The organism is Streptomyces sp. CA-288835 (assembly GCF_050936385.1).
Taxonomy (GTDB): Bacteria; Actinomycetota; Actinomycetes; order Streptomycetales; family Streptomycetaceae; genus Streptomyces.
Genome location: NZ_JBNJMW010000001.1, coordinates 2,856,073 through 2,879,427, shown reverse-complemented (window position 1 = coordinate 2,879,427; position 23,355 = coordinate 2,856,073). Strand labels below are relative to the sequence as shown.

Below are 23,355 nucleotides of genomic sequence, written 5' to 3'. Positions count from 1 at the left end.
CGTGGGGGGCTGCGCCCCAGGCCCGCTGCCTCCGGCGGGTGGGTGGGGTGCCTTCGGCGGGTGCGCGCCTGCCGCGGGTGGGTGGGGTGCCTACCGGGGTGGGGGGTGACAGTCGTGTCGCGGCTGCGGGTGCGTCGTGGCTTGTCGCGCAGTTCCCCGCGCCCCTAAACAGCCTGCGACTGCCCGCACCCCGACGAGCAAGCGAACCGAAATAGCCCGCGACCCGAAATAGTCCGCGCCCCGGGCAAGCCCGCGGCCCGGAAGGCCGCCCGGAGGGAGCCCGGACCCCCATGGCCCCGCAGCCGCCCGCGGCGGCAAGGGGACGGGGCGGGGGTGTGCGCCCGCAGCGGCCGGCGCGCCAACACCGGCACCCTCCACCAGCCAACAGCAACGCGCGCCGGTCCGAGGACGGACACCCCCGACGCGGCCCCGCACCCACCACAAACCCAAGGGGCGCGAGGCTGTGACATATGCGGCTCCGCCGCGTGGGCGCGACCAGCCACACTCAACCCGCAGCCGCCCCACCGCCGTACGCACCCTACAGCTGACAAAGTGGAGCACCGACCACGGCGAGTGGTACAGGCCGGACAAACGACCCGCCCAGGCGGGCAGGCCTACCGTGGGGGCGTACAACGCCACCCCAAACCGAAAGGCCGGACCCCATGAAAGACACGCACGCCTTCTGGCTCGCCGGCCGCCAGGCCACAGGTGACACCACGTTCGAGGTGACGTCCCCCTGGGACGGCCGCGTCGTCGGGACCGTGAGCGTGCCTAGTGACGCGCAGGTCGACGAGGCCGTCGCCGCCGCGCACGCCGCCCGTGACGAGTTCGCCGCCACCCCGGCCCACATCCGCGCCGCCACCCTCGACCACGTATCCCGCCGCCTCCGCGAGCGAGGCGAGGAGATCGCCCGCCTGATCTCCGCCGAGAACGGAAAGCCGCTCAAGTGGGCCCGCGGAGAAGTCGGCAGGGCCGTCTCCGTGTTCCGGTTCGCGGCCGAGGAAGCCCGGCGGTTCAACGGCGGCGAGGCCCAGCGCCTCGACACCGACCCCGCCGGACAAGGACGGCTGGCCGTCACGCGCCGCTTCCCCAAGGGCGCCGTCCTCGGCATCGCACCCTTCAACTTCCCCCTGAACCTCTGTGCCCACAAGATCGCCCCAGCCATCGCCGCAGGCGTCCCGATCATCCTCAAGCCCGCCCCCGCGACCCCGCTCTCAGGCCTGTTGATCGGCGAACTGCTCGCCGAAGCTGAAGCCGAAGCCGAGAGCGCAACCGGGACCAAGCTGCCCAGCGGAGCGTGGAGCATCCTCCCCGTTGCCAACGACCGCATGCCCGCCCTCGTACAGGACGAGCGCCTGCCCGTCATCTCGTTCACCGGCTCCGAGAAGGTCGGCTATTCGATCATGGACTCGGTGCCGCGCAAACACTGCACCCTGGAACTCGGCGGAAACGGCGCCGCCGTCGTCCTCGCCGACTACGCCAGTGACGAGGACCTGGACTGGGCGGCAACCCGTATCGCCACCTTCTCCAACTACCAGGGCGGCCAGTCCTGCATTTCCGTCCAGCGAGTGATCGCCGACGCCTCCGTGTACGACCGGCTGGTGCCCCGCATCATCGCCGCTGTCGAGGCTCAGGTGACCGGGGACCCCTCAGACGAGGTGACCGACGTCGGCCCGCTCGTCAGCGAAGCCGCCGCCGAGCGCGTGGAGGCGTGGGTCGACGAGGCGGTCGCGGCGGGAGCCCGGCTGCTGACCGGCGGCAAACGCGACGGGGCCACGTACGCGCCGACCGTTCTCGCCGATGTGCCCACCGACGTCACCCTGTACTGCGAGGAGGTCTTCGGGCCCGTCCTCACCCTGCAGAAGGTGGACGGAGAGGCCGCCGCCTTCGCCGCCGTCAACGACTCCAAGTACGGCCTCCAGGCAGGGGTGTTCACCCACGACCTGCAGACCGCCTTCCGCGCGCACCGGGGGCTGGAGGTCGGCGGCGTGATCATCGGCGACGTCCCCTCGTATCGCGCTGACCAGATGCCGTACGGCGGAGTGAAGCAGTCCGGCGTCGGGCGCGAGGGCGTGAAGTTCGCGATGGAGGACTACACCTACGAGCGAGTCATGGTGCTGACCGGGCTCGACCTCTAGCCCAGAACTCAGCCTCAAGCCCACGACTCAGCCTCTAGCCCGCAACTCGGCCACAAGCCGACAACTCAGCTACCCCTGGCTTGTGACAATCGTTTTCATGTAGGCTCAACCCGTATCCCGGGATGAAGGGGCCCGGCACCGATGCCTTCCGGTGCCGGGCCCTCCGTGTGCGTCGACCTGGTCCGGACCCTCAACCGGAGAAGCCGACGCGCGCGAGCCGAACCCGGCCGCGCAGCCTGATGTGCAGGTCGTGAACCCCGGTGACGTGCGTCGTCACCGGCCCGGTCACGGTGGTGTAGTCGTACGGACCCGTTGTCGCCGGGATGTCCAGCCGCGCCAGCACTCGGCCGTCCGTCGGCCCCCGGCCATCCACCAGCGCCACCTCGACCGAACCCTCACCCGCCGCCTCGACGGAAACCACACCCGCACCGCCCCCGAAGTCGCAGGCCCGGAAGAGCAGTTCGGCCGCACCCGCGCCTGCACTCGCACCCGCACCCTCACTCCCGCCCGCCGGCGTCACCGCGTCCCCCGACACCTTCGTCCGGTCGACGATCTCTGCCCCCCGCTGCTCGTCGAAGTCGGCGGCGTTCAGGCCGAGTTCGAGGATCGGACGGGGAGGTGCGGGAGTGCCGTCGAGGTCGATCGTGCAGCGCAGGCGGATGTCCTCGCTGGACGCGCCCACGAGCACCTCGTACGCTCCCGGCTCCAGCCGCCACCTGCCGTGTGCCACATCCCAGAACTCGAAGGTGTGCAGCGGGAGTTCGAAGGCGAGCTCGGCGGAGGCGCCGGGGGCCAGGTGGACTCGGCGGTGCGCCGCCAGCTCCCGGCGCGGGCGCGGGACCGAGGGGTGCACAGCGCGCGTGTAGAGCTGGACGACCTCGTCGGCGCCCACTCCGCTCGTGTTCTTGACCGTGACGGAGGCCTTCAACGCGCCATCGCCCGGCTCGACTTGAAGGCCGTCGTAGACGAAGGACGCGTACGACAGGCCGTGGCCGAACGGGAAGAGCGGGGTGCCCTCGAAGTAGAGGTACGTCTGGCGGCTGCCGATCACGTCGTAGTCGAGGAGATCGGGGAGGTCCGCGTCGGAGGCGTACCACGTCTGTGGGAGGCGGCCGGCCGGGGAGACGTCGCCCGCCAGGACGCGGGCCAGGGCGGTGCCGGCTGCCTGGCCGCCGTGGGCCGTCCATAGCAAGGCACCGAGGCCTTCGGGATCCACCGTGTACGGGTAGGCGGAGACGAGGGCCAAGGCCGTGTTCGCGTTCGCGGCACGCGCGGCCCGCAGCAGCCGCTCTTGGTGCTCGGGGAGGCGGAGCGTCGTACGGTCCTCCGTCTCGCGGCCGTTGATGTGCGGGTCGTTGCCCGCGACCACGACCACCACGTCCGCCGTGGCGGCGGCCCGCGTCACCGCGTCCTCGCCGCGCTCCGTGACGATCACCTCGAACACCTCCGCGTCGCGCGGATCGTCGGCGGCAACCTTCACGCCTTCGGCGGCGACAGTGACGTACCGACCAGTCCCCAGGTGCTTCAGGAGGTGCCCGTTCGCGTGGGAATCACTGGGTTCCAGGGGTTCCAGGGGTTCCAGGCGGAATGTCTCCTGGACGATCCAGCCGCCGGGCTGGTCCGCCGACGCCCGTACGTAGCCGTCGTCGGCCACGGAGAGGTAGCGGCCGTCGGGGGCGCGGAGAGTGAGGACGCCGTCGCCCCAGTCGATCAGCGCGAGGTCCGTACCGGTGACGTCGGTGGTCAGCGGGGGCAGGTCGGTGCGGCCCGCGAGGAGGGCCGGGTCCAGCGCGCCCTCGGCGCCGCGGACTTCGTCGGTCACATCGTCGGCGAGGGGCACGCTCAGATACGTACCGGCCGAGGTCTTCAGGCGTACGCGGTCCACGCCCTCCGCGAAGTCGACGTGTTCGGCGCCGAAGCGCTCGTACAGGCCCTCCAGGGGTGTGGAACGGTGGATGAGCGTGCCGCTGTACCAGTCGAGCTTGCACTCGTCGGCGAGGAGGCCGACCACGGCGATGCGGGTGCCTTCGGCGAGGGGCAGCAGGTCGTCGTTCTTGAGGAGGACGATCGCCTGTTCCGCGGCCTCCTGGGCGAGGGCGCGGTGGGCCGGGGTGTCGAAGGCCTTCGTGTCCGCGTACGGGTCCAGGTGCGGGTCGAACTCGCCGAGCCGGAAGCGGACCGCGAGCTGGCGGCGGACCGCCGTATCGACGTCCGCCTCGGTCAACAGGCCCTGGTCCAGGGCGCCCTGGACGCGTTCGACGATCTTCGAGCTGTCCGTGCCGTGGTCAGTGAAGCTGTCCACGCCGGCGCGCAGGGCGGCGGCGGTCGCCTCCTCGTGGGTGTCGAAGTAGTGCTCGGAGTCGACCAGGTTGGAGGGCGCGCCCGCGTCCGAGCAGACCAGGAGGTCCTGGTCCGTCCAGGTGCGCAGGTGCTCGTTCAGATACGGCGATACGTGGTTGGGGCGGCCGTTGACCAGGTTGTACGCGGGCATCACGCCGGCCACCGTGCCCGCCTCGACGGCCGCGCGGAAGGCGCGCAGGTCGTACTCGTGCAGGACGCGGGGGCGGACGGACGACGAGGTGATGTCCCGCTGCGTCTCGTTGTTGTGCGCGAGCCAGTGCTTGAGGACGGGGGCCGTGCGCCAGTACGCGGGGTGGTCGCCGCGCAGGCCGCGGGTGTACGCCGTCGCGATCGCCGAGGTGAGCTTGGGGTCTTCGGAGTAGCCCTCCTCGTTGCGGCCCCAGAGGGGGTGGCGCAAGAGGTTGACCGTGGGGGCCCAGACGTTGAGGCCCACGCGGTCGTCGCGGGCGCGCATCGCGCGGGTTTCGGTGGAGACGGCCTCGCCTACGCGGCGTACGAGCTCCTCGTTCCAGGTCGCGCCGAGCCCCACCGCCTGCGGGAACACGGTGGCCGGGCCCATCCAGGCCACGCCGTGCAGCGCCTCCTGGCCGGTGCGGAACGCGGCGACGCCGAGTCGCTCCACGGCGGGCGCGAACTGGTGCAGCAGCGCGACGCGTTCGGCCACGGTGAGCCGCGACAGGAGATCGTCGACGCGCTTCGCGAACGGCAGCTGCGAGTCGCGGAAAGGCGGCGTTTGTGCGGTCACGCTGGCATCCCTTTGTGGAGGAGCGATGAAGAGCTTTCGAAGCGCTTCGATGCTCATTCGACCGGAGGGTGGGTGTCAAGACATCCCGCGGCAACATCTCCGCATCCTCTCGGGCCTTACAAGGCCCAGATCAGACAGGTTCAGTCCTTTGCGCCTCGGAGGAATGTTCGGAACGACTCTTGTGCACCCTTGGGTGTTCACTTAACCTCGCAGCAACATCGAAGCGCTTCGACTGGTCGAACAGGCCGCACCTGCGGTCACAGTTCCTCCGAGCTTCGCTTCAGCTCAGCCAGTTCCACTCAAGACACCACAGCCGACGACCTCTCCGCCGGGTGTCCTGCTGTGCGCCATGAAGGGTTGACGCAATGACGCCGAACACCTCCGCCCCCAGCCGGAGAAGCTTCCTCGCCTCCACGGCGGTCGCCGCCGCCGCGGTGGCCGGAGGCGTGCCGCTGCTGTCCGCCTGCGGCGGCTCGCAGGAGGGCCGCAAGGAAGGCACCACGTCCGGCAAGGACGCCGCGAAGCTCCTCCCGGCCTATGTGGCGTCGACCGTGGTGGCGCCCGACATCCCGGCGAAGAACGGCTCGGCGGCCGGTTTCACCAAGGCGATCCCCACGGCCGAGCTGAAGACGTCGGTGCCCAAGAAGATGGGCAGCGGCGGCAAGCTCACGATCCTGTCGCCGTTCTTCGGCACCCCGCCGAAGACCGACAACCCGTACTACAAGGCCATGAACGAGGCCATCGGCGTCGACGTCACCTGGCAGAACCAGGACGGCGTCACCTACGACCAGAAGCTCGGCGCGGTCCTCGCCGGCAACAACATCCCCGACGTGGTGACCGTGCCGGGCTGGAACATGATGGGCCGGATACCCAGCGCCATCAACGCCAAGTTCGCCGACCTCGGCCCGTATCTGTCCGGCGACAAGGTCAGGGACTACCCGAACCTCGCGGCCGTCCCCACCGAGGCCTGGCAGCGCGGCATCTTCGGCGGTCAGCTGCGGGCGATCCCGATGCCCGCCTCGTACGTCACGGACATCGCGCCCATGTACCGCAGGGACCTGTTCAAGGAGAAGGGCTACAGCCTCCCCACCAGCCCCGACGAGTTCCTGTCCTGGGCGAAGGAAGTGAACGACCCCAAGTCGAAGCTCTGGGCCTGCGACGACATGAAGTGGTCGGCGTTCAACATCTTCGGATGCCTGTCGGGCAGCGACAAGGCGCTGTGGTGGAACCTGCAGGACGGCAAGCTGATCAACCGCGTCGAGACCGAGCAGTACCTCGAAGCCCTGGAGTGGACGCGCAAGCTCTACGCGGCCAAGGTGGTCCACCCGGACGCGGTCAGCGGCAAGGACGGCGGCACCTCGGGCAACCGTTTCACCGCCGGCGAGGTGCTGGTCTACAACAACAACATCTCCGACTGGTGGGGCAAGACCGCCGAACAGGCCACCCAGAACCCGGACTTCGACATGGCCGCGTTCGACTACTTCGGCCCGGACGGCGGCGACCCGACGCTGTGGGCGGTCCAGCCCGCCAACATCTTCACCTTCATCAGCAAGAAGGCGACCGAGACGCAGATCAAGGACTTCCTGGCCCTCTGCAACTTCTGCGCCGCGCCGTACGGCACCAAGGAGTTCATGCTCACCGCGTACGGCGTCGAGGGCGTCGACTACGAGACCAAGAAGGGCCTGCCGGTCAAGACGACCCAGGGCGTCAACGAGGTCAACGGCGCCTACGACTACACCGGCAACCCCGCCCCGTACGTCGCCAACATCGACTTCCCCGAGGTCACCAAGGGCATGGTCGAGTGGCAGCAGCGGATGGGCGCCTTCACCAAGAAGTCCTCCTTCTTCGGCCTGTACGTCACCGAGCCCAACCGCTGGGCCAACCTCGCCGACGACTTCGAGCAGCTCGAGGACGACGTCGTGCGCGGCCGCAAGAAGATCAGCGATGTGCAGCAGGCCGTGTCCGACTGGAAGAAGAAGGGCGGCGACGACCTGCGCGACTGGTACAAGAAGCTGCTCGACGACAACGGGTCGGCGAACTGACCCGGGGCTGAGGCGAGGAGAAGACCGTGTCCCACAGCACGGTGCCCCGGTCCAGGGCCGAGGCGAAGACCCCCGCGGAGGATCCGGCGACGTCCGACGGCGCCGGACGCCGCTCCCGGTTCCGGCCGCGATCCCGGTCCGGGTCGCGGTCCCGGTCGCGCGAGGACAAGCACCGGGGGAAGCTGAGCCTCCGGCTCCGGTTCAAGCGCGACCGCACGCTGATCCTGATGACCCTGCCGGCGGTGCTGCTGATCCTGGTCTTCAACTACGTACCGATCCTCGGCAACGTGGTCGCCTTCCAGGACTACGACCCGTACCTCAGCGAGAACGGCTTCGTCGCCATCTTCCAGAGCCCCTGGATCGGCTTCGAGCAGTTCGAGCGGATCTTTGCGGACTCGGCCTTCTGGCACGCGGTGCAGAACACATTCGTGCTGTTCTTCCTGCAGTTGATCCTGTTCTTCCCGATCCCGATCCTGCTGGCGCTCCTCATCAACAGCGTGGTCAGGCCCCGGGTACGGGCGCTCGCCCAGGCGATCATGTACCTGCCGCACTTCTTCTCCTGGGTCCTCGTCGTCACCGTCTTCATGCAGATCTTCGGCGGCGCGGGCATCATCGCGCAGACCCTCCGCCAGCACGGCTACGAGGGCTTCGACCTGATGACCAACCCGGAGACCTTCAAGTACCTGGTCACGCTGGAGATGGTCTGGAAGGACGCGGGCTGGGGCATCATCGTCTTCCTCGCGGCACTGTCGTCCGTCTCCAACGACCTGTACGAGGCCGCCGCCATGGACGGCGCCGGACGCTGGCGGCGCATGTGGCACATCACGCTGCCCGCCCTGCGCCCGGTGATCGCTCTGCTGTTGGTGCTGCGCGTCGGTGACGCCCTCACCGTCGGCTTCGAGCAACTGCTGCTCCAACGGCAGGCGGTGGGCGTCGCCGCCTCCGATGTGCTCGACACCTACGTGTGGTGGAACGGCATCCGCAACCAGGACTTCAGCTATGCCGCCGCCGCAGGACTCGTCAAGGGCTTCGTCGGCCTGGCACTGGTGCTGACCGCCAACAAGGTCGCCCATCTCATGGGTGAGCAGGGGGTGTACAAGAAGTGAGCGCTGTCCTCGACAAGCCGGCCGACGAGAAGCCGGCGGCGAAGAAGCCGAGTCCCTGGGCGGCCCCTCCCCGCCCGGTCTGGGAGGAGGAGCCGGCCAAGGTCGGCCTTGCGGGCAAGGGTCTCGTCCTGAGCCTCGCCTGCCTGGCGATCCTCTTCCCGCTGTGGATCGTCATCGTCACCAGCCTCCAGTCGAAGAAGACCATCGACGAGGCCGGCGGACTGGTGGTGATCCCCAAGGGCATCACCTTCGTCGCCTACCAGGAACTCCTCAGCGGCGGCCAGGTCCAGCGCGCCGCACTGGTCAGCGTCGGAGTGACCCTGGTCGGCACGCTGTTCAGCATGGCCGTGTCGGTGCTGTGCGCATACGGCCTCTCGCGCAGCGGCTCGCTCGCCCACCGCGGGATCCTGATGACGCTGCTGGCGACCATGTTCTTCGGCGCGGGCCTGATCCCGACGTACCTGCTGGTGCAGGGGCTCGGGCTCACCGACACCTACCTCGCGCTGATCCTCCCCAGCGCGGTGAGCGTCTTCAACATCCTTGTCCTGCGGGCGTTCTTCATGGGCATCTCCCAGGAACTCATCGACAGCGCCCGCATCGACGGGGCCGGCGACTGGCGCATCCTGTGGACGATCGTGATGCCGCTGTCCCGTGCGGTGCTCGCGGTGATCGCGCTCTTCTACGCGGTGGGTTACTGGAGCGCCTGGTTCAACGCGTCGATCTATCTGACCGACCAGGACATGATGCCGTTGCAGAACGTCATGATTCAGCTGGTGCAGAAGCAGGAACGGCCGGTCGGTCTCTCCGCCCAGGTCAACACGGGTGAGCTGTCCGCTCTGGCTTTGCAGATGGCCGTGATGGTGCTGGCGCTTATTCCGGTGGCTGTGCTTTCGCCGTTTGTGCAGCGGCATTTCAAGAAGGGCATGTTGACCGGAGCGGTCAAAGGCTGACTCCGGTCAGCCCGCTTTCCTCCGGCTCCTGAACCCGCCGCGCCGAACCGCGGGGCGAGCCCGGAGCTGCCGGTCCGTTGTGAACTGCGGGCCGTTCGTGGCTGGTCGCGCCCGCGCGGCGGAGCCGCAAATTGACACAGCCCCGCGCCCCTGAAGGGGCGCGCCCCGAACCCCGACTTTGAACAGGGCGCCCCCCGCCCTTCACACCCCCAGAACGAGGTATGTCATGCGCACGCCCAGCCCCAGCAGACGCGTCGTCCTCGCCGGGACCGCCGCTGCCGCCGCGCTCTCCGCCGTCAGCCCCCTGGCACAGGCAGCCCCAGCCCCCGCCCCATCGCCGGCCGGCGCCCCCCGCTACCGCTGGCGCAACGTCGTCATCGGCGGTACCGGATTCATCACCGGCGTGCTGTTCCACCCCTCCGTGCGCGGGCTCGCCTACGCCCGTACCGACATCGGTGGCCCCTACCGCTGGGACGACCGGGCCGCCCGCTGGACGCCGCTCACCGATCACCTCGGCTGGGACGACTGGAACCTCCTCGGTGTGGAGGCGATGGCCGTCGACCCCAAGCACCCGAACCGGCTGTACCTCTCCCTCGGCACCTACGCCCAGCCCTGGGCCGGTAACGGAGCCGTCCTGCGCTCCGACGACCGCGGCGCCACCTGGTCCCGCACCGACCTGACCGTGAAGCTCGGCGCCAACGAGGACGGGCGCGGTACCGGCGAACGTCTCCTCGTCGACCCGCGCGACAGCGACACCCTGTGGCTGGGCACCCGGCACGACGGGTTGCTCAAGTCGACCGACCGGGGCGCCACTTGGGCAGCCGTGACCGACTTTCCGGCCAAGGCGAACGCCTCCGGGCAGGGCGTGACGTTCCTCGTCGCGGCCGGGCGGTCCGTCTACGCCGGCTGGGGTGACGGCGACGGCACGTCCGGCACGGCGAACCTGTACCGCACCGCCGACGGCACGACCTGGGAGGCCGTGCCCGGGCAACCCTCCGGCGCCTCGGTCAAGATCCCGATCCGGGCCGCGTACGACAGGCACACCCACGAGCTGTACGTGACGTACGCCGACGCACCCGGGCCCAACGGCCAGTCCGACGGCAGCGTGCACAAGCTGCGCACCGCCACCGGCAAGTGGACCGAGGTGACCCCCGTGCAGCCTGGCGGCACCACGGAAGACGGCTCGGCGGACAACTTCGCCTACGGCGGAGTCGCCGTCGACGCCCGCCGCCCGGGCACCGTCGTCGTGTCCACCAACAACCGCTGGGCGGCCATCGACACACTGTTCCGGACCACCGACGGCGGCCGTACCTGGACGTCCCTCAAGGACGCTGCCGTGTTCGACGTATCCGAGACTCCCTTCCTCAACTGGGGTGGTGACAAGCCGAAGTTCGGCTGGTGGATCCAGGCGCTCGCCCTGGACCCGTACGACTCGAAGCACATCGTGTACGGGACCGGGGCGACCGTCTACGGCACCCGCGACCTCAAGCGCTGGGCGCCACAGATCCGCGGCCTGGAGGAGACGTCCGTGCGTCAGCTGATCTCGCCCCCGGTCGGGGAGGCGCATCTGCTGAGCGGGCTCGGTGACATCGGCGTGATGTACCACGAGCGGCTCACGGCGTCTCCGTCGCGCGGCATGGCGGCGAACCCCGTGTTCGGGTCGGCGACGGGACTCGCGCAGGCCGCGGCCAAGCCGTCGTACGTCGTCCGGGCGGGCTTTGGTGACAACGGCAACGGCGCGTACTCGAACGACGGCGGCCGGACCTGGGCGCCCTTCAAGGCCCAGCCGGACATCGCCAAGGACGCACCGGGGCCGATCGCCACCAACGCCGACGGCAGCACGCTGTTGTGGTCCTTCGTGCACTGGGACGGCACGAAGTACGCAGTCCACCGCTCCACGGACAACGGCGCGACCTGGTCCGAGGTCTCCTCCTTCCCGAAGGGCGCCACGCCGGTCGCCGACCCGGCCGACCCGACGCTCTTCTACGCATACGACACCGACACAGGAACGCTATACGCCAGCACTGACAGTGGCCGTTCCTTCACGGCCCGTGCGAGCGGACTGCCGTCCGGGGACGCCCAGTTCAAGGTGGTGGCGGCCCCAGGACGCACCGGTGACCTGTGGGTTTCCGCGAAGGAGAACGGCCTCTTCCGGTCCACCGACGGCGGCGCCGCCTTCTCGAAGGTCGCGAGCTGCCGTTCCTCCCACTGCCTCGGCTTCGGCAAGGCAGCCCGCCGCGCCGACTACCCCGCGATCTACCAGGTCGGCGCGATCGAGGCGGGGTCCGTCACCGGCGTCCTCCGCTCCGACGACGGGGCCAGGACCTGGGTCCGTATCAACGACGACGCCCACCAGTGGGGCTGGATCGGCGAGACGATCACCGGCGACCCGCGCGTCCACGGCCGCGTCTACATCGCCACCAACGGACGCGGCATCCAGTACGGGGACCCGGCCTGATGCCCCCGCACCCGCACCCGCACCCGCACCAGAGGCCGAGCCTCGCCGACGCCACCCGCGGCCGCATCCTCTTCGGCGGCGACTACAACCCCGAGCAGTGGCCCGAGGAGACCTGGCACGAGGACGTACGCCTCATGAAGGCGGCCGGCGTCAACTCCGTCACCCTCGGCGTCTTCTCCTGGGCGAAGCTCGAACCCCGGCCCGAAGCAAGGGAGTTCGGCTGGCTCGACCGGCTGATGGACCTCATGCACGACAACGGCATCGGCGTCGTCCTCGCCACGCCCACCTCCTCACCCCCGCCCTGGATGGGCCGCCTGCACCCCGACACCCTGCCCCGCGACGAGGACGGCCGCACCGAGTGGTGGGGCGGCCGCCAGCACTTCTCGCACTCCAGCGCCACGTACCGCCGTTACGCCGCCGCCATCACCGAGGACCTGGCCGCCCGTTACGGCAGCCATCCCGCCCTCACGATGTGGCACATCAACAACGAGTACTGCACCTACGACTGGGGCGACGAGGCCGCCACCACCTTCCGCCGCTGGCTCCAGAACAAGTACGGCACGCTCGACGCCCTCAACACCGCCTGGGGAACGGCCTTCTGGAGCCAGGGCTACGGAGACTGGGACGAGGTCCTGCCACCCCGCCACGCCCACTACCTCAAGAACCCCACACAGGTACTGGACTTCAAGCGCTACACCTCCGACATGCTCCTGGAGTGCTACGTCGCCGAGCGCGACATCGTCCGCCGGCACACCCCCCACATCCCGGTCACCACCAACTTCATGCCGATGTGGGTCGGGCAGGACGCCTGGAGATGGGCCCAGGAGGAGGACCTCGTCTCCGTCGACATATACCCGGACCCTCGCGACCCCTTCGGCGCCCAGAACGGCGCCCTCATCCAGGACATGACGCGCTCCCAGGCCCGCGGCGGACCGTGGATGCTCATGGAACAGGCGGCCGGACCGGTCAACTGGCGGGGCGTCAACCACCCCAAGCCGCGCGGCATGAACCGCCTCTGGTCGCTCCAGGCCGTCGCCCGCGGCGCCGACGCCGTCTGCTACTTCCAGTGGCGGCAGTCCCGGCAGGGCGCGGAAAAGTTCCACTCCGGGATGGTCAGTCACGCGGGGGAGGAGGGACGCACCTACCAGGAGGTCAAACGGCTCGGCGCCGAACTCGCCGCGCTCGCCCCCGAAGTGACCGACAGCCGCATAAAGGCCGATGTCGCGATTCTGCACGAGTGGAACGCCTGGTGGGCGGGCGACCAGGACGGCCGCCTCTCCTCCGAGGTCGACTATCCGCAGGTCGTACGCGCCTGGCATCGCGCCCTGTGGGAGGCCCACCTCACCACCGACTTCGCCCACCCCGAGCACGACCTGTCCCCGTACAAGCTGGTCGTCGTCCCGCAGTTGTACCTGCTCACAGACGCCGCGATCGACAATCTCCTGTCGTACGTACGAGCCGGGGGCACCCTCGTCTGCGGATTCCTGACCGGAGTCGCGGACGAGGACGACCGGGTGCGCCCGGGCGGCATGGACGCGCGGCTGCGGGAACTCTTCGGCATTCGCACGCTGCACGAGTGGTGGCCGCTCGATGCCGAGGAGAGCGTCGAATGCGACGGTTTCCGCGGGACGTTGTGGTCCGAGGAGCTTGAGGCGGCGGGGGACGCCGAGCTGGTCGTCCCGTACAAGGGCGGCGAGTTGGACGGTCTACCGGCGCTGCTGCGCAAAGGGCGCGCCTGGTACGTCTCGACGCTGCCCGAACCGCCCGCGCTCCGCGACCTGTTGGCGGACGTGGCGGCCGGTGCGGGAGTCCGGCCGCCACTCGACGGCCTTCCCGCGCAGGTCGAGGCCGTACGCCGGGGCGAGCTGCTCTTCGTGTTCAACCACGGACGCGAGACGGTCACCGTGGAGGTGCCGGGCACCCACCGGGACCTCCTCACCGGCGAACAGGTCACCGGCCCCGTGGAGTTGGCGCGCTACGGAGCGGCGGTGCTCGCGCCGTGAACACCCGAACCCAGGACTTCATCCCGGCCGCGCGACCGTTCTCCCCGCGCGCCGGAGAAGACCGCGACCTCCTCCTGGAGGCGTGGTAGATCCACAGCATTTCCCCCCACCCATGGAAGGGACAGCCATGGCAACACGCACCCGCAGAAGGGTCGCCAAGGCCCTCATCGCCCCCGCACTCGCACTCGGCGCCACCATCGGCCTCGCCTCCGCGCCCGCCTCGGCCGCCGTCTGGAACTCCTGCGACCAGTGGGGCAACACCAGCCTCAACGGCTACACGCTCTACAACAACGTCTGGGGCTCCGGAGCCGGCAGCCAGTGCATGTGGGCCAACTCCGGCACCAACTGGGGCGCCTGGGCCAACCACCCCAACACCGGCGGCATCAAGTCCTACCCCAACTCCAAGAAGGTGATCAACAAGTCGATCACCTCGCTCCGCTCGCTCACCAGCAGCTACAACGTCACGGTCCCGTCCTCGGGCGCGTACAACTCCTCGTACGACATCTGGGACACCGACTACGACTACGAGATCATGCTCTGGGTGAACTACAACGGAGCCGTCGGCCCGATCGGCACCTCGCAGGGCAGCGTCACCCTCGGCGGCCACACCTGGAATGTCTACAAGGGCAGCAACGGATCCAACGAGGTGTTCTCGTTCCTGCGCACCTCGGACTCGAACTCCGGCAACGTCGACATGCTCCCGATCCTCAAGTGGATCAAGGACACCAAGGGCTGGATGGGCAACGAGACCATCGGTGACGTCCAGTTCGGCTACGAGATCACCTCGTCGTCCGGCGGTCTGGACTTCCGCACCAACAACCTGACCGTCAGCAGCAGTTGATCCAGGAGCAAGCCCAGACATAAGAGTGCGGCCGGTCCTCCCCAGGCCCGGCCGCACTCGTGTGTACGCGGCTACTCCGCTACGGGCAGCCGCGCACCGTCCCGCAGGAACAGCGGAATGCGGTCCAGCGGGGCGTCGACGGTCACGGCCGCGCCGCCCTCGTACGTCTCACCGGTCCACGCGTCGGTCCAGCGCGCGCCCGCCGGGAGATAGGCGGTACGGGCCGTCGCGCTCGCCGTCAGCACCGGCGCGACCAGCAGATCCGGGCCGAAGAGGTACGCGTCGTCCACCGACCAGGTCGCCTGGTCCTCGGGGAACTCGAGGAACAGCGGGCGCATCACCGGCAGCCCCTCCTCGTGAGCCGCACGCATCACATCCAGGACGTACGGCTTGAGGCGCTCACGCAGCCGCAGGTACTTCTCCATGATCGCGGCGGCCTTCTCGCCGTATGACCAGACCTCGTTCGGACCGCCGGTCATGGCCGGGCCGAGCGGCATGCCCGGGTCGCGGAAGCCGTGCAGACGCATCAGCGGGGACAGCGCGCCGAACTGGAACCAGCGGACCATGACCTCCTGGTACGCCGGATCGTCCGGGTCGCCGCCGTGGAAGCCGCCGATGTCGGTGTTCCACCAAGGGATGCCGGACAGCGCCGTGTTGAGGCCCGCCGCGATCTGGCGGCGCAGGGTCGCGAAGTCGGTGCCGATGTCGCCGGACCACAGGGCGGCGCCGTAACGCTGACTGCCCGCCCACGCCGAGCGGTTGAGGGTCACGACCTCGGTCTCGCCTGCGGCCACCATGCCCTCGTAGAAGGCACGGGCGTTCTCGCGCGGGTAGAGATTTCCGACCTCAAGCCCGGGGCCCGCCCAATAGCGCAGGTTCTCCTGGAAGCCCGGCTTGATCTCCGGCTCACAGGCGTCCAGCCAGAAGGACTGAATGCCGTACGGCGTGAGGTAGTTGTCGCGGACCTTCGACCACATGAAGTCGCGCGCTTCGGGATTCGTCGCGTCGTAGAAGGCGACCTGGACCGTGGAGGCGACCTCCTTGTCGGGCCAGTCGGCGTGCGCCATCGGGCCGTACTGCGTGCCGATGAAGTAGCCGCGCTGCTCCATGAGGTCGTGGTTCTCGGAGAGCGGGGACACCGACGGCCACACCGACACGACCAGCTTGACGCCGAGCTCGTCCAACTCCCGCACCATCGCCGCAGGATCGGGCCACTCGGCAGGGTCGAACTTCCACTCGCCCAGATGCGTCCAGTGGAAGAAGTCGCAGACGATGACGCCCAGGGGGAGCCCGCGGCGTTTGTACTCCCTTGCCACGGCGAGGAGTTCGTCCTGCGTGCGATAGCGCAGCTTGCACTGCCAGAAGCCCGCGGCCCACTCGGGCAGCATCGGCGTACGGCCGGTCACCGCGCTGTAGCGGCGCTGGGCGTCCGCCGGGTGGCCCGCCGTGATCCAGTAGTCGATCTGCCGCGCCGAGTCCGCCACCCAGCGCGTGCCGTTGCCCGCCAGCTCCACGCGGCCGATCGCCGGGCTGTTCCACAGCAGGGTGTAGCCGCGGCTGGAGGTGAGCACCGGGATGCTGACCTCGGCGTTGCGCTGCACGAGATCGAGGACGGCGCCCTTCTGGTCGAGCATCCCGTGCTGGTGCTGGCCGAGGCCGAACAGCTTCTCGCCCTCGTACGCGGAAAAGCGCTGCTCAAGGCGGTGGTAGCCGTTGCCGACGGGGGTGAAGAGGCGCGGACCCGGCCACCAGAAGTGGGCGCGCTCCTCGGTGAGGAGTTCCGAGCCGTCGTCGGTACGGGTGAAGCGCAGGAGGCCCTCGGCTGTGACCTCGACCGTGAGCGCGCCGACGGTCAGCAGACCGCGCCCGTCCTCGATCTTGACGCTCGCCTCGGTGGCGGGAGCCTCGTCGAGCAGCGCGCCCGGCAGACCCTCGACGACCGGGCCGCCGAGCCGCGCCCGGACCCGCACCGCGTCCGGGCCCCATGGCTCGACGCGTACGGTCTCCTGACGGCCGCTCCACTCCAGGGCGCCGTCGCGCTCGCGGAACGTGCCGACGGTGGGGGAGGACTGGGCGAGGCTGACCGTCCCTTGCTGGGGCTGGGTCTCGGCAGGCTGATTCACGTGGGCTGCTCCCTGCAGGAGTTAAGGCGGGGTGGGGGTGCCTTGCGAGGCCGTGACCGGGTGGTGCCTAGGACTTCGCGGGCGCCGGCCCCGTGCTGGCCCGTGTCGTCAACTCCGGTGCGATCAGGACGACTTCGTCGGTGCCGCGGCCGTCGAGCTTGGCGACCAGCAGTTCCACGGCGTTGCGTCCCATCTCCTGTGCGGGGATGGCGACGGAGGTCAGCCGCACCGATGCCTGCGTGGCGACCTGGTCCGGGCAGACAGCGACCACCGACACGTCCTCGGGGACGGCCCGGCCCTGCTGGCGCAGGAGCCCGAGCAGCGGCTCCACCGCGGACTCGTTCTGCACGACGAAGCCCGTGGTGCCCGGGCGCTCGTCGAAGATCCGCGCCAGGGTCACGGCCATCGCGTCGTACCCGCCCTCACAGGGCCGGTGCAGCAGCCGCAGCCCGAGCTCGCGGCTGCGGGAACGCAGTCCGTCGAGGGTGCGCTCGGCGAAGCCCGTGTGGCGCTCGTAGACCGCGGGCGCCTCGCCTATGACAGCGATGTCGCGATGCCCGAGCATGGCCAGATGCTCGACGCACAGGGCGCCCGTCGCACCGAAGTCGAGGTCGACGCAGGTCAGGCCGCTGGTGTCGGCGGGCAGTCCGATGAGGACAGAGGGCTGGTCGGTGCCGCGTAGCAACGGCAGCCGCTCGTCGTCGAGTTCGACGTCCATCAGGATCATCGCGTCGGCGAGACCGCTGCCGGTGACGCGGCGTACGGCGTCGGGGCCTTCCTCGCCGGTGAGCAGCAGCACGTCGTAACCGTGGGTGCGGGCGGTGGTCGCCACCGCGATGGCGATCTCCATCATCACGGGTACGTACATGTCCGTACGGAGCGGAACCATCAGCGCGATGATGTTGGAGCGGTTGCTTGCCAGCGCCCTGGCGCCCGCGTTGGGGTGGTAGCCGAGCTCCTGGATGCTTTGCTCGACTCGCTGCCGGGTGCCCACGGAGATGGATCGCTTGCCGCTGAGTACATAGCTCACCGTGCTGGCCGAGACTCCGGCGTGCTGGGCGACCTCGGCGAGGGTGACCATCCAGCTCTCCAAGGTGTGTGAAGCGCTTCGACAGCGCGGGTGTTGGTTGCTTTCGAGCGGGGGTGGCTCGACAGTAGCTTGGTGGACGCTACGTGTCCATACTTTGTCGAAGCGCTTCGACTCCGTCGGTTTCGCAGGGCGCCTACGGGGGTGGTTCGATGGGGTTTGCGGGCGTGTGCGGGTTGTGTTGGGCTGGTCGCGCAGTTCCCCGCGCCCCTGACGGGGCCCTGCGGCCCCGTAAAATCCTTGCGCGCCGCCCCAACGGGGCCGGCTCGGCCCAGCCTAAGGATCCCGCGGCAACCTTCCACCTGTCCGGTGGCGCCGACTGGCAGGACCAGTCCACCGACGAGATCATGGTGTGGCTCAACCGGCAGGACAAGCAAGGCCACCCTCAATCTCGACGACTTCACCCAGGCACTCGTACGGCACAAGTTGCTGGACATCGGCTGAAACCCGGGCTCTTACGGAGGAGCTCATCCGGCGGGGAGGTGCGCCAGGACTGGTGGCGTTGCCCGTAATCGGGTACATACGATCCAGTAGCACCGGCCAGTAACCAAACTGTTCCGAAGATCCCGACTCGCGGCGAGGTGAAGCCCCTCATGTCCGCACCAACCAAGAAGCCCGCCGTCACCGAACGCGAAGCGCGCCAGGTGGCGGAGGCCGCACGTGAGCAGGACTGGCGAAAGCCCAGCTTCGCCAAGGAGCTGTTCCTCGGCCGCTTCCGGCTCGATCTGATCCATCCGCACCCGATGCCCGCCGACGAGGACGCGCAGCGCGGCGAGGAGTTCCTCGCCAAACTGCGCGACTTCTGCGAGACGAAGATCGACGGGGCCCGGATCGAGCGCGAGGCGCAGATCCCGGACGAGACGATCAACGGGCTCAAGGAGCTCGGCGCTCTCGGCATGAAGATCGACACCAAGTACGGTGGCCTCGGCCTCACCCAGGTGTACTACAACAAGGCGCTCGCTCTGGTGGGTTCAGCGAACCCGGCGGTCGGCGCGCTGCTCTCCGCGCATCAGTCGATCGGCGTACCGCAGCCGCTGAAGCTCTTCGGCACTCAGGAGCAGAAGGACACCTTCCTGCCGCGCTGCGCCCGTACCGACATCTCGGCCTTCCTGCTGACCGAGCCGGACGTGGGCTCCGACCCGGCACGGCTCGCCACCACGGCGGTCCCGGACGGCGACTCGTACATCCTCGACGGCGTGAAGCTCTGGACGACCAACGGCGTCGTCGCGGACCTCCTCGTCGTCATGGCGCGGGTGCCGAAGTCCGAGGGCCACAAGGGCGGCATCACCGCCTTCGTCGTGGAGTCCGCCTCCGAGGGCGTCACCGTAGAGAACCGCAACGCCTTCATGGGCCTGCGCGGCCTGGAGAACGGCGTCACGCGCTTCCACCAGGTCCGCGTCCCGGCGGCCAACCGCATCGGCCCGGAGGGTGCGGGTCTCAAGATCGCGCTGACGACGCTGAACACCGGGCGGCTGTCCCTGCCCGCCATGTGCGTGGGCGCGGGCAAGTGGTGTCTGAAGATCGCCCGCGAATGGTCCGCCGCACGTGAGCAGTGGGGCAAGCCGGTGGCCTTCCATGAGGCCGTGGGCTCGAAGATCTCCTTCATCGCGGCGACGACCTTCGCCCTGGAGGCCGTACTCGACCTGTCCTCGCAGATGGCCGACGAGGACCGCAACGACATCCGTATCGAGGCGGCTCTCGCGAAGCTGTACGGCTCCGAGATGGCCTGGCTGATGGCCGACGAGCTGGTCCAGATCCGCGGCGGACGCGGCTTCGAGACCGCCGAGTCCCTCGCGGCCCGCGGCGAACGCGCAGTCCCGGCCGAGCAGATCCTGCGCGACCTGCGCATCAACCGCATCTTCGAGGGCTCGACCGAGATCATGCACCTGCTGATCGCACGCGAGGCCGTCGACGCCCATCTGAAGGTCGCGGGCGACCTCATCGACCCGGAGAAGACCCTCCAGGACAAGGCGAAGGCGGGCGCGAACGCCGGTGTGTTCTACGCCAAGTGGCTGCCCAAGCTGGTCGCGGGGCCCGGTCAACTCCCGCGCTCGTACGCGGACTTCCACCCGGAGGGCCACCTCGACCTGTCCGGTCACCTCCGTTACGTGGAGCGGTCGGCCCGCAAGCTGGCCCGGTCCACCTTCTACGCCATGTCGCGCTGGCAGGGCCGTATGGAGACCAAGCAGGGCTTCCTCGGCCGGATCGTCGACATCGGCGCCGAACTGTTCGCGATGAGCGCGGCCTGCGTACGCGCCGAGCACCTGCGCACCACCGGGGAGCACGGCCGCGAGGCCTACCAGCTCGCCGACGCCTTCTGCCGCCAGTCCCGTATCCGGGTCGAGGAACTCTTCGGCCGGCTGTGGAGCAACACCGACGACCTCGACCACAAGGTGGTCAAGGGCGTCCTCGGCGGTACGTACACCTGGCTGGAGGAGGGCGTCATCGACCCCTCCGGTGACGGCGCCTGGATCGCGGACGCGACTCCCGGGCCGGCGAAACGGGACAACGTCCACCGCCCCATTCGCTGACCTTTTCCCCAGGAGTGCACTGACGTCCCCGTGGTCATTCTGTTGCTTGCCGGGCCGAAGGCGAGCGACACAGAATCGACTTCGGGGACGTCGACGCCCCCCATCGGGCCGAGGGGGAATTCCAGTGGCCACTCTCGAGCGCATCACCGGCCGGATCATGCGAGCCGGCGAGGGACGCATGCTGCGCAGGCTGCAGCGCATCGCCGAACAGGTCAATTCCCTGGAAGAGGAATTCGAGGGGATGACCGACGACGAACTACGGGATCTAACCCCCGAGTTCAAAAAGCGCCACGCCGACGGCGAAAGCCTCGACGATCTGCTGCCCGAAGCCTTCGCCGCGATGCGCGAGGCCTCCCGGCGCACCCTCGGAATGCGTCATTTCGACGTACAGATCATGGGCGGCGCGGCACTCCACTTCGGCAATATCGCCGAAATGCACACCGGCGAGGGCAAGACCCTCGTCGCGACCCTGCCCGTCTATCTGAACGCCCTGACCGGCAAGGGCGTCCACCTCGTCACGGTGAACGACTACCTCGCCCAGCGCGACGCCGAGTGGATGGGCCGCGCCTACCGCTTCCTGGGTCTGACCGTCGGCGTCATCAAGACGCAGTCGACACCGGCCGAGCGGCGCGAGCAGTACGCCGGCGACATCACCTACGGAACCAACACCGAGTTCGGCTTCGACTACCTGCGCGACAACATGGCCTGGTCGCAGAAGGAACTCGTGCAGCGCGGCCATCACTTCGCGATCGTCGACGAGGCCGACTCGATCCTCATCGACGAGGCCCGTACGCCGCTGATCATCTCCGGTCCTGCCGATCAGGCCACGCATTGGTACGAGGCGTTCGCCAAGATGGTCACGCGGATGCGGGGCGTCGCCATCCAGGCGGAGAACTTCACCTCGCCGATGGACAAGGAACGCCTCGCCGAACTGCGGGCCACGCACGACTACGAGTACGACCCGAAGAAACGCACCGTGGCGATCCTGGACAGCGGCGTCGAGTACCTCCAGGACCAGCTCGGCATCGACAGCCTCTACGAGTCCGACCACACGCCCCTCATCGGCCACCTGAACAACGCCCTCAAGGCCAAGGAGCACTTCAAGAAGGACAAGGACTACGTCGTCATCGACGGCGAGGTCCTCATCGTCGACGAGCACACCGGCCGCATCCTCGCGGGCCGCCGCTACAACGAGGGCCTGCACCAGGCGATCGAGGCCAAGGAGGGTGTGACCGTCAAGGACGAGAACCAGACCCTTGCGACGATCACCCTGCAGAACTTCTTCCGGCTGTACGAGAAGCTCGCCGGGATGACCGGTACGGCGATGACCGAGGCCGCCGAGTTCCACCAGATCTACAAGCTGCACGTGGTGCCGATCCCCACGAACCGGCCGATGATCCGCGCGGACGACGCCGACCAGATCTACCGCACCGAGGACGCGAAATTCACGTCGATCGTCGACGACATCGCCGAACGGCACGCGAAGGGCCAGCCGATCCTCGTGGGCACCACCTCCGTCGAGAAGTCCGAGCTGCTGTCCGCACAGCTGAAGCGGCGGGGCATCCGGCACGAGGTGCTCAACGCCAAGAACCACCAGCGCGAGGCGCAGATCGTCGCCCAGGCCGGCCGCAAGGGCGCGGTCACCGTGGCCACGAACATGGCGGGCCGCGGCACCGACATCATGCTCGGCGGCAACCCCGAGGCGATGGCGCGTGCGGAACTGGACGGGCGAGGGCTCGATCCGGAGGAAAACCCCGAGGAGTACCAGGCCGCGCTCGACCGGATGACGGAGTCCGTCGGGGCCGAGCACGACGAGGTGATCGCCCTCGGCGGGCTCTATGTCCTCGGCACCGAACGCCACGAGTCGCGCCGTATCGACAACCAGCTGCGCGGACGCGCAGGCCGGCAGGGCGACCCCGGCGCCTCCCGCTTCTACCTCTCCCTGGAGGACGACCTGATGCGGCTGTTCCGCGCCCAGGTCGTCGACCGCGTCATGGCGATGGCGAACGTCCCCGAAGACGTCCCCATCGAGAACAAGATGGTCACGCGCGCCATCGCCTCCGCTCAGTCCCAGCTCGAGCAGCAGCACTTCGAGTCCCGCAAGGACGTCCTGAAGTTCGACGAGGTGCTCAACCGGCAGCGCACGCTGATCTACGAGGAACGCCGCCGGGTCCTCGCGGGCGAGAACCTGCGCGAGCAGATCATCCACTTCATGGACGACACCATCCGCGCGTACATCACGGAGGAGACCGCCGAGGGCTTCCCCGAGGAGTGGAACCTGGAGCGGCTGTGGGCTGCCTTCAAGCAGCTCTACCCGATCAAGGTCACCATCGAGGACGTGGAGGACGAGGCCGGCGGGCGCGCGAACCTCACCGCCGACGACCTGATCGAGACGATCACCGAGGACATCCACGCCCGCTACGAGGAACGCGAGGCCGAACTCGGCTCCGGCGCCCTCCGCGACCTGGAACGCCTCGTCGTCCTCTCGGTCCTCGACCGCAAGTGGCGCGAGCACCTCTACGAGATGGACTACCTCCGCGACGGCATCGGCCTGCGCTGGACGCTGGGCCGCGAGCCGATCATCGAGTACGAGCGCGAGGGCTACGACATGTACGCCGCGATGACGGAGGCCATCAAGGAGGAGTCCGTCGGCTACGTCTTCAACCTCGACGCCTCGGGCAAGGCCCGCGCCGGTCAGGAGACCCTGGAGGCCGGCCGGCGGGACGAAGACCTCCACTTCAGCGCGCCCACACTGGACACGGCGGAAGGCGTGGTCGAGGGGGACTTCAGCCGCTCGGACGCGGCACCGGCACCTGCCAAGTCCGCTGCTGCGGCGGCGGGTTCGGCTCCGAAGGAAGCGGTCACGGGCACGAAGGCGGCCCCGGCCCGGCGGCCCGCCAAGAAGTCGGCCAAGTCCGCCAAGTCCAACAGGTCGAAGAACCGCCGCCGGCGCAAGTAACGGCTCGCGCC

General features: G+C 69.1%; 12 protein-coding genes. 9 read left to right on the top strand and 3 right to left on the bottom strand.

What is annotated here, in order from left to right; translation table 11 throughout:
* Nucleotides 1-662 precede the first annotated feature (662 nt).
* Nucleotides 663-2,138: an aldehyde dehydrogenase family protein gene (locus tag ACQEVY_RS12900; RefSeq protein WP_432947946.1), complete on the top strand. Its 1,476-nt coding sequence runs from the start codon at nt 663-665 to the stop codon at nt 2,136-2,138.
* A 190-nt stretch (nt 2,139-2,328) separates the two neighbouring features.
* Here the strand turns inward: ACQEVY_RS12900 and ACQEVY_RS12895 are convergent, their stop codons facing one another.
* Nucleotides 2,329-5,244, bottom strand: coding sequence for a glycoside hydrolase family 3 C-terminal domain-containing protein (locus ACQEVY_RS12895; protein WP_432947944.1), 2,916 nt, complete (start codon nt 5,242-5,244; stop codon nt 2,329-2,331).
* A 365-nt stretch (nt 5,245-5,609) separates the two neighbouring features.
* Here ACQEVY_RS12895 and ACQEVY_RS12890 point away from each other — a divergent pair, with 365 nt between their 5' ends.
* The 6 genes from ACQEVY_RS12890 to ACQEVY_RS12865 all read left to right on the top strand — a co-directional run bounded on the left by ACQEVY_RS12890 (nt 5,610) and on the right by ACQEVY_RS12865 (nt 14,644).
* Entirely contained in the window at nt 5,610-7,286 is a 1,677-nt protein-coding gene (locus ACQEVY_RS12890; protein ID WP_432947942.1) for an extracellular solute-binding protein, read from the top strand.
* Nucleotides 7,287-7,312: 26 nt separating this feature from the next.
* Nucleotides 7,313-8,392: an ABC transporter permease gene (locus tag ACQEVY_RS12885; RefSeq protein WP_432947940.1), complete on the top strand. Its 1,080-nt coding sequence runs from the start codon at nt 7,313-7,315 to the stop codon at nt 8,390-8,392.
* Nucleotides 8,389-9,342, top strand: coding sequence for a carbohydrate ABC transporter permease (locus ACQEVY_RS12880; protein WP_432947938.1), 954 nt, complete (start codon nt 8,389-8,391; stop codon nt 9,340-9,342). Before ACQEVY_RS12885 ends, ACQEVY_RS12880 begins: the two co-directional genes overlap by 4 nt.
* Nucleotides 9,343-9,568: 226 nt before the next feature.
* Entirely contained in the window at nt 9,569-11,800 is a 2,232-nt protein-coding gene (locus tag ACQEVY_RS12875) for a 1,4-beta-glucanase (RefSeq protein ID WP_432947936.1), read from the top strand.
* Nucleotides 11,800-13,803 (top strand): beta-galactosidase, encoded by a 2,004-nt coding sequence (locus ACQEVY_RS12870; RefSeq protein ID WP_432947934.1) that lies wholly within the window; start codon nt 11,800-11,802, stop codon nt 13,801-13,803. Before ACQEVY_RS12875 ends, ACQEVY_RS12870 begins: the two co-directional genes overlap by 1 nt.
* A gap of 127 nt (nt 13,804-13,930) precedes the next feature.
* Complete coding sequence (locus ACQEVY_RS12865; RefSeq protein WP_432947932.1) at nt 13,931-14,644, top strand: glycoside hydrolase family 12 protein; 714 nt, start codon at nt 13,931-13,933, stop codon at nt 14,642-14,644.
* A 71-nt stretch (nt 14,645-14,715) separates the two neighbouring features.
* Here the strand turns inward: ACQEVY_RS12865 and ACQEVY_RS12860 are convergent, their stop codons facing one another.
* Nucleotides 14,716-16,767, bottom strand: a complete 2,052-nt coding sequence (locus ACQEVY_RS12860; protein ID WP_432947930.1) for a glycoside hydrolase family 31 protein — start codon at nt 16,765-16,767, stop codon at nt 14,716-14,718.
* Nucleotides 16,768-16,834: 67 nt separating this feature from the next.
* On the bottom strand, nt 16,835-17,848 hold the full coding sequence (locus ACQEVY_RS12855) for a LacI family DNA-binding transcriptional regulator (protein ID WP_432947928.1): 1,014 nt from the start codon (nt 17,846-17,848) through the stop codon (nt 16,835-16,837).
* Nucleotides 17,849-18,447: 599 nt separating this feature from the next.
* Here ACQEVY_RS12855 and ACQEVY_RS12850 point away from each other — a divergent pair.
* Both ACQEVY_RS12850 and secA read left to right on the top strand, forming a co-directional pair.
* Nucleotides 18,448-20,385: an acyl-CoA dehydrogenase family protein gene (locus ACQEVY_RS12850; RefSeq protein ID WP_432947926.1), complete on the top strand. Its 1,938-nt coding sequence runs from the start codon at nt 18,448-18,450 to the stop codon at nt 20,383-20,385.
* Between the two features lie 157 nt (nt 20,386-20,542).
* Complete coding sequence (gene secA, locus ACQEVY_RS12845; protein WP_432955191.1) at nt 20,543-23,344, top strand: preprotein translocase subunit SecA; 2,802 nt, start codon at nt 20,543-20,545, stop codon at nt 23,342-23,344.
* The last annotated feature ends 11 nt before the right edge of the window (nt 23,345-23,355 follow it).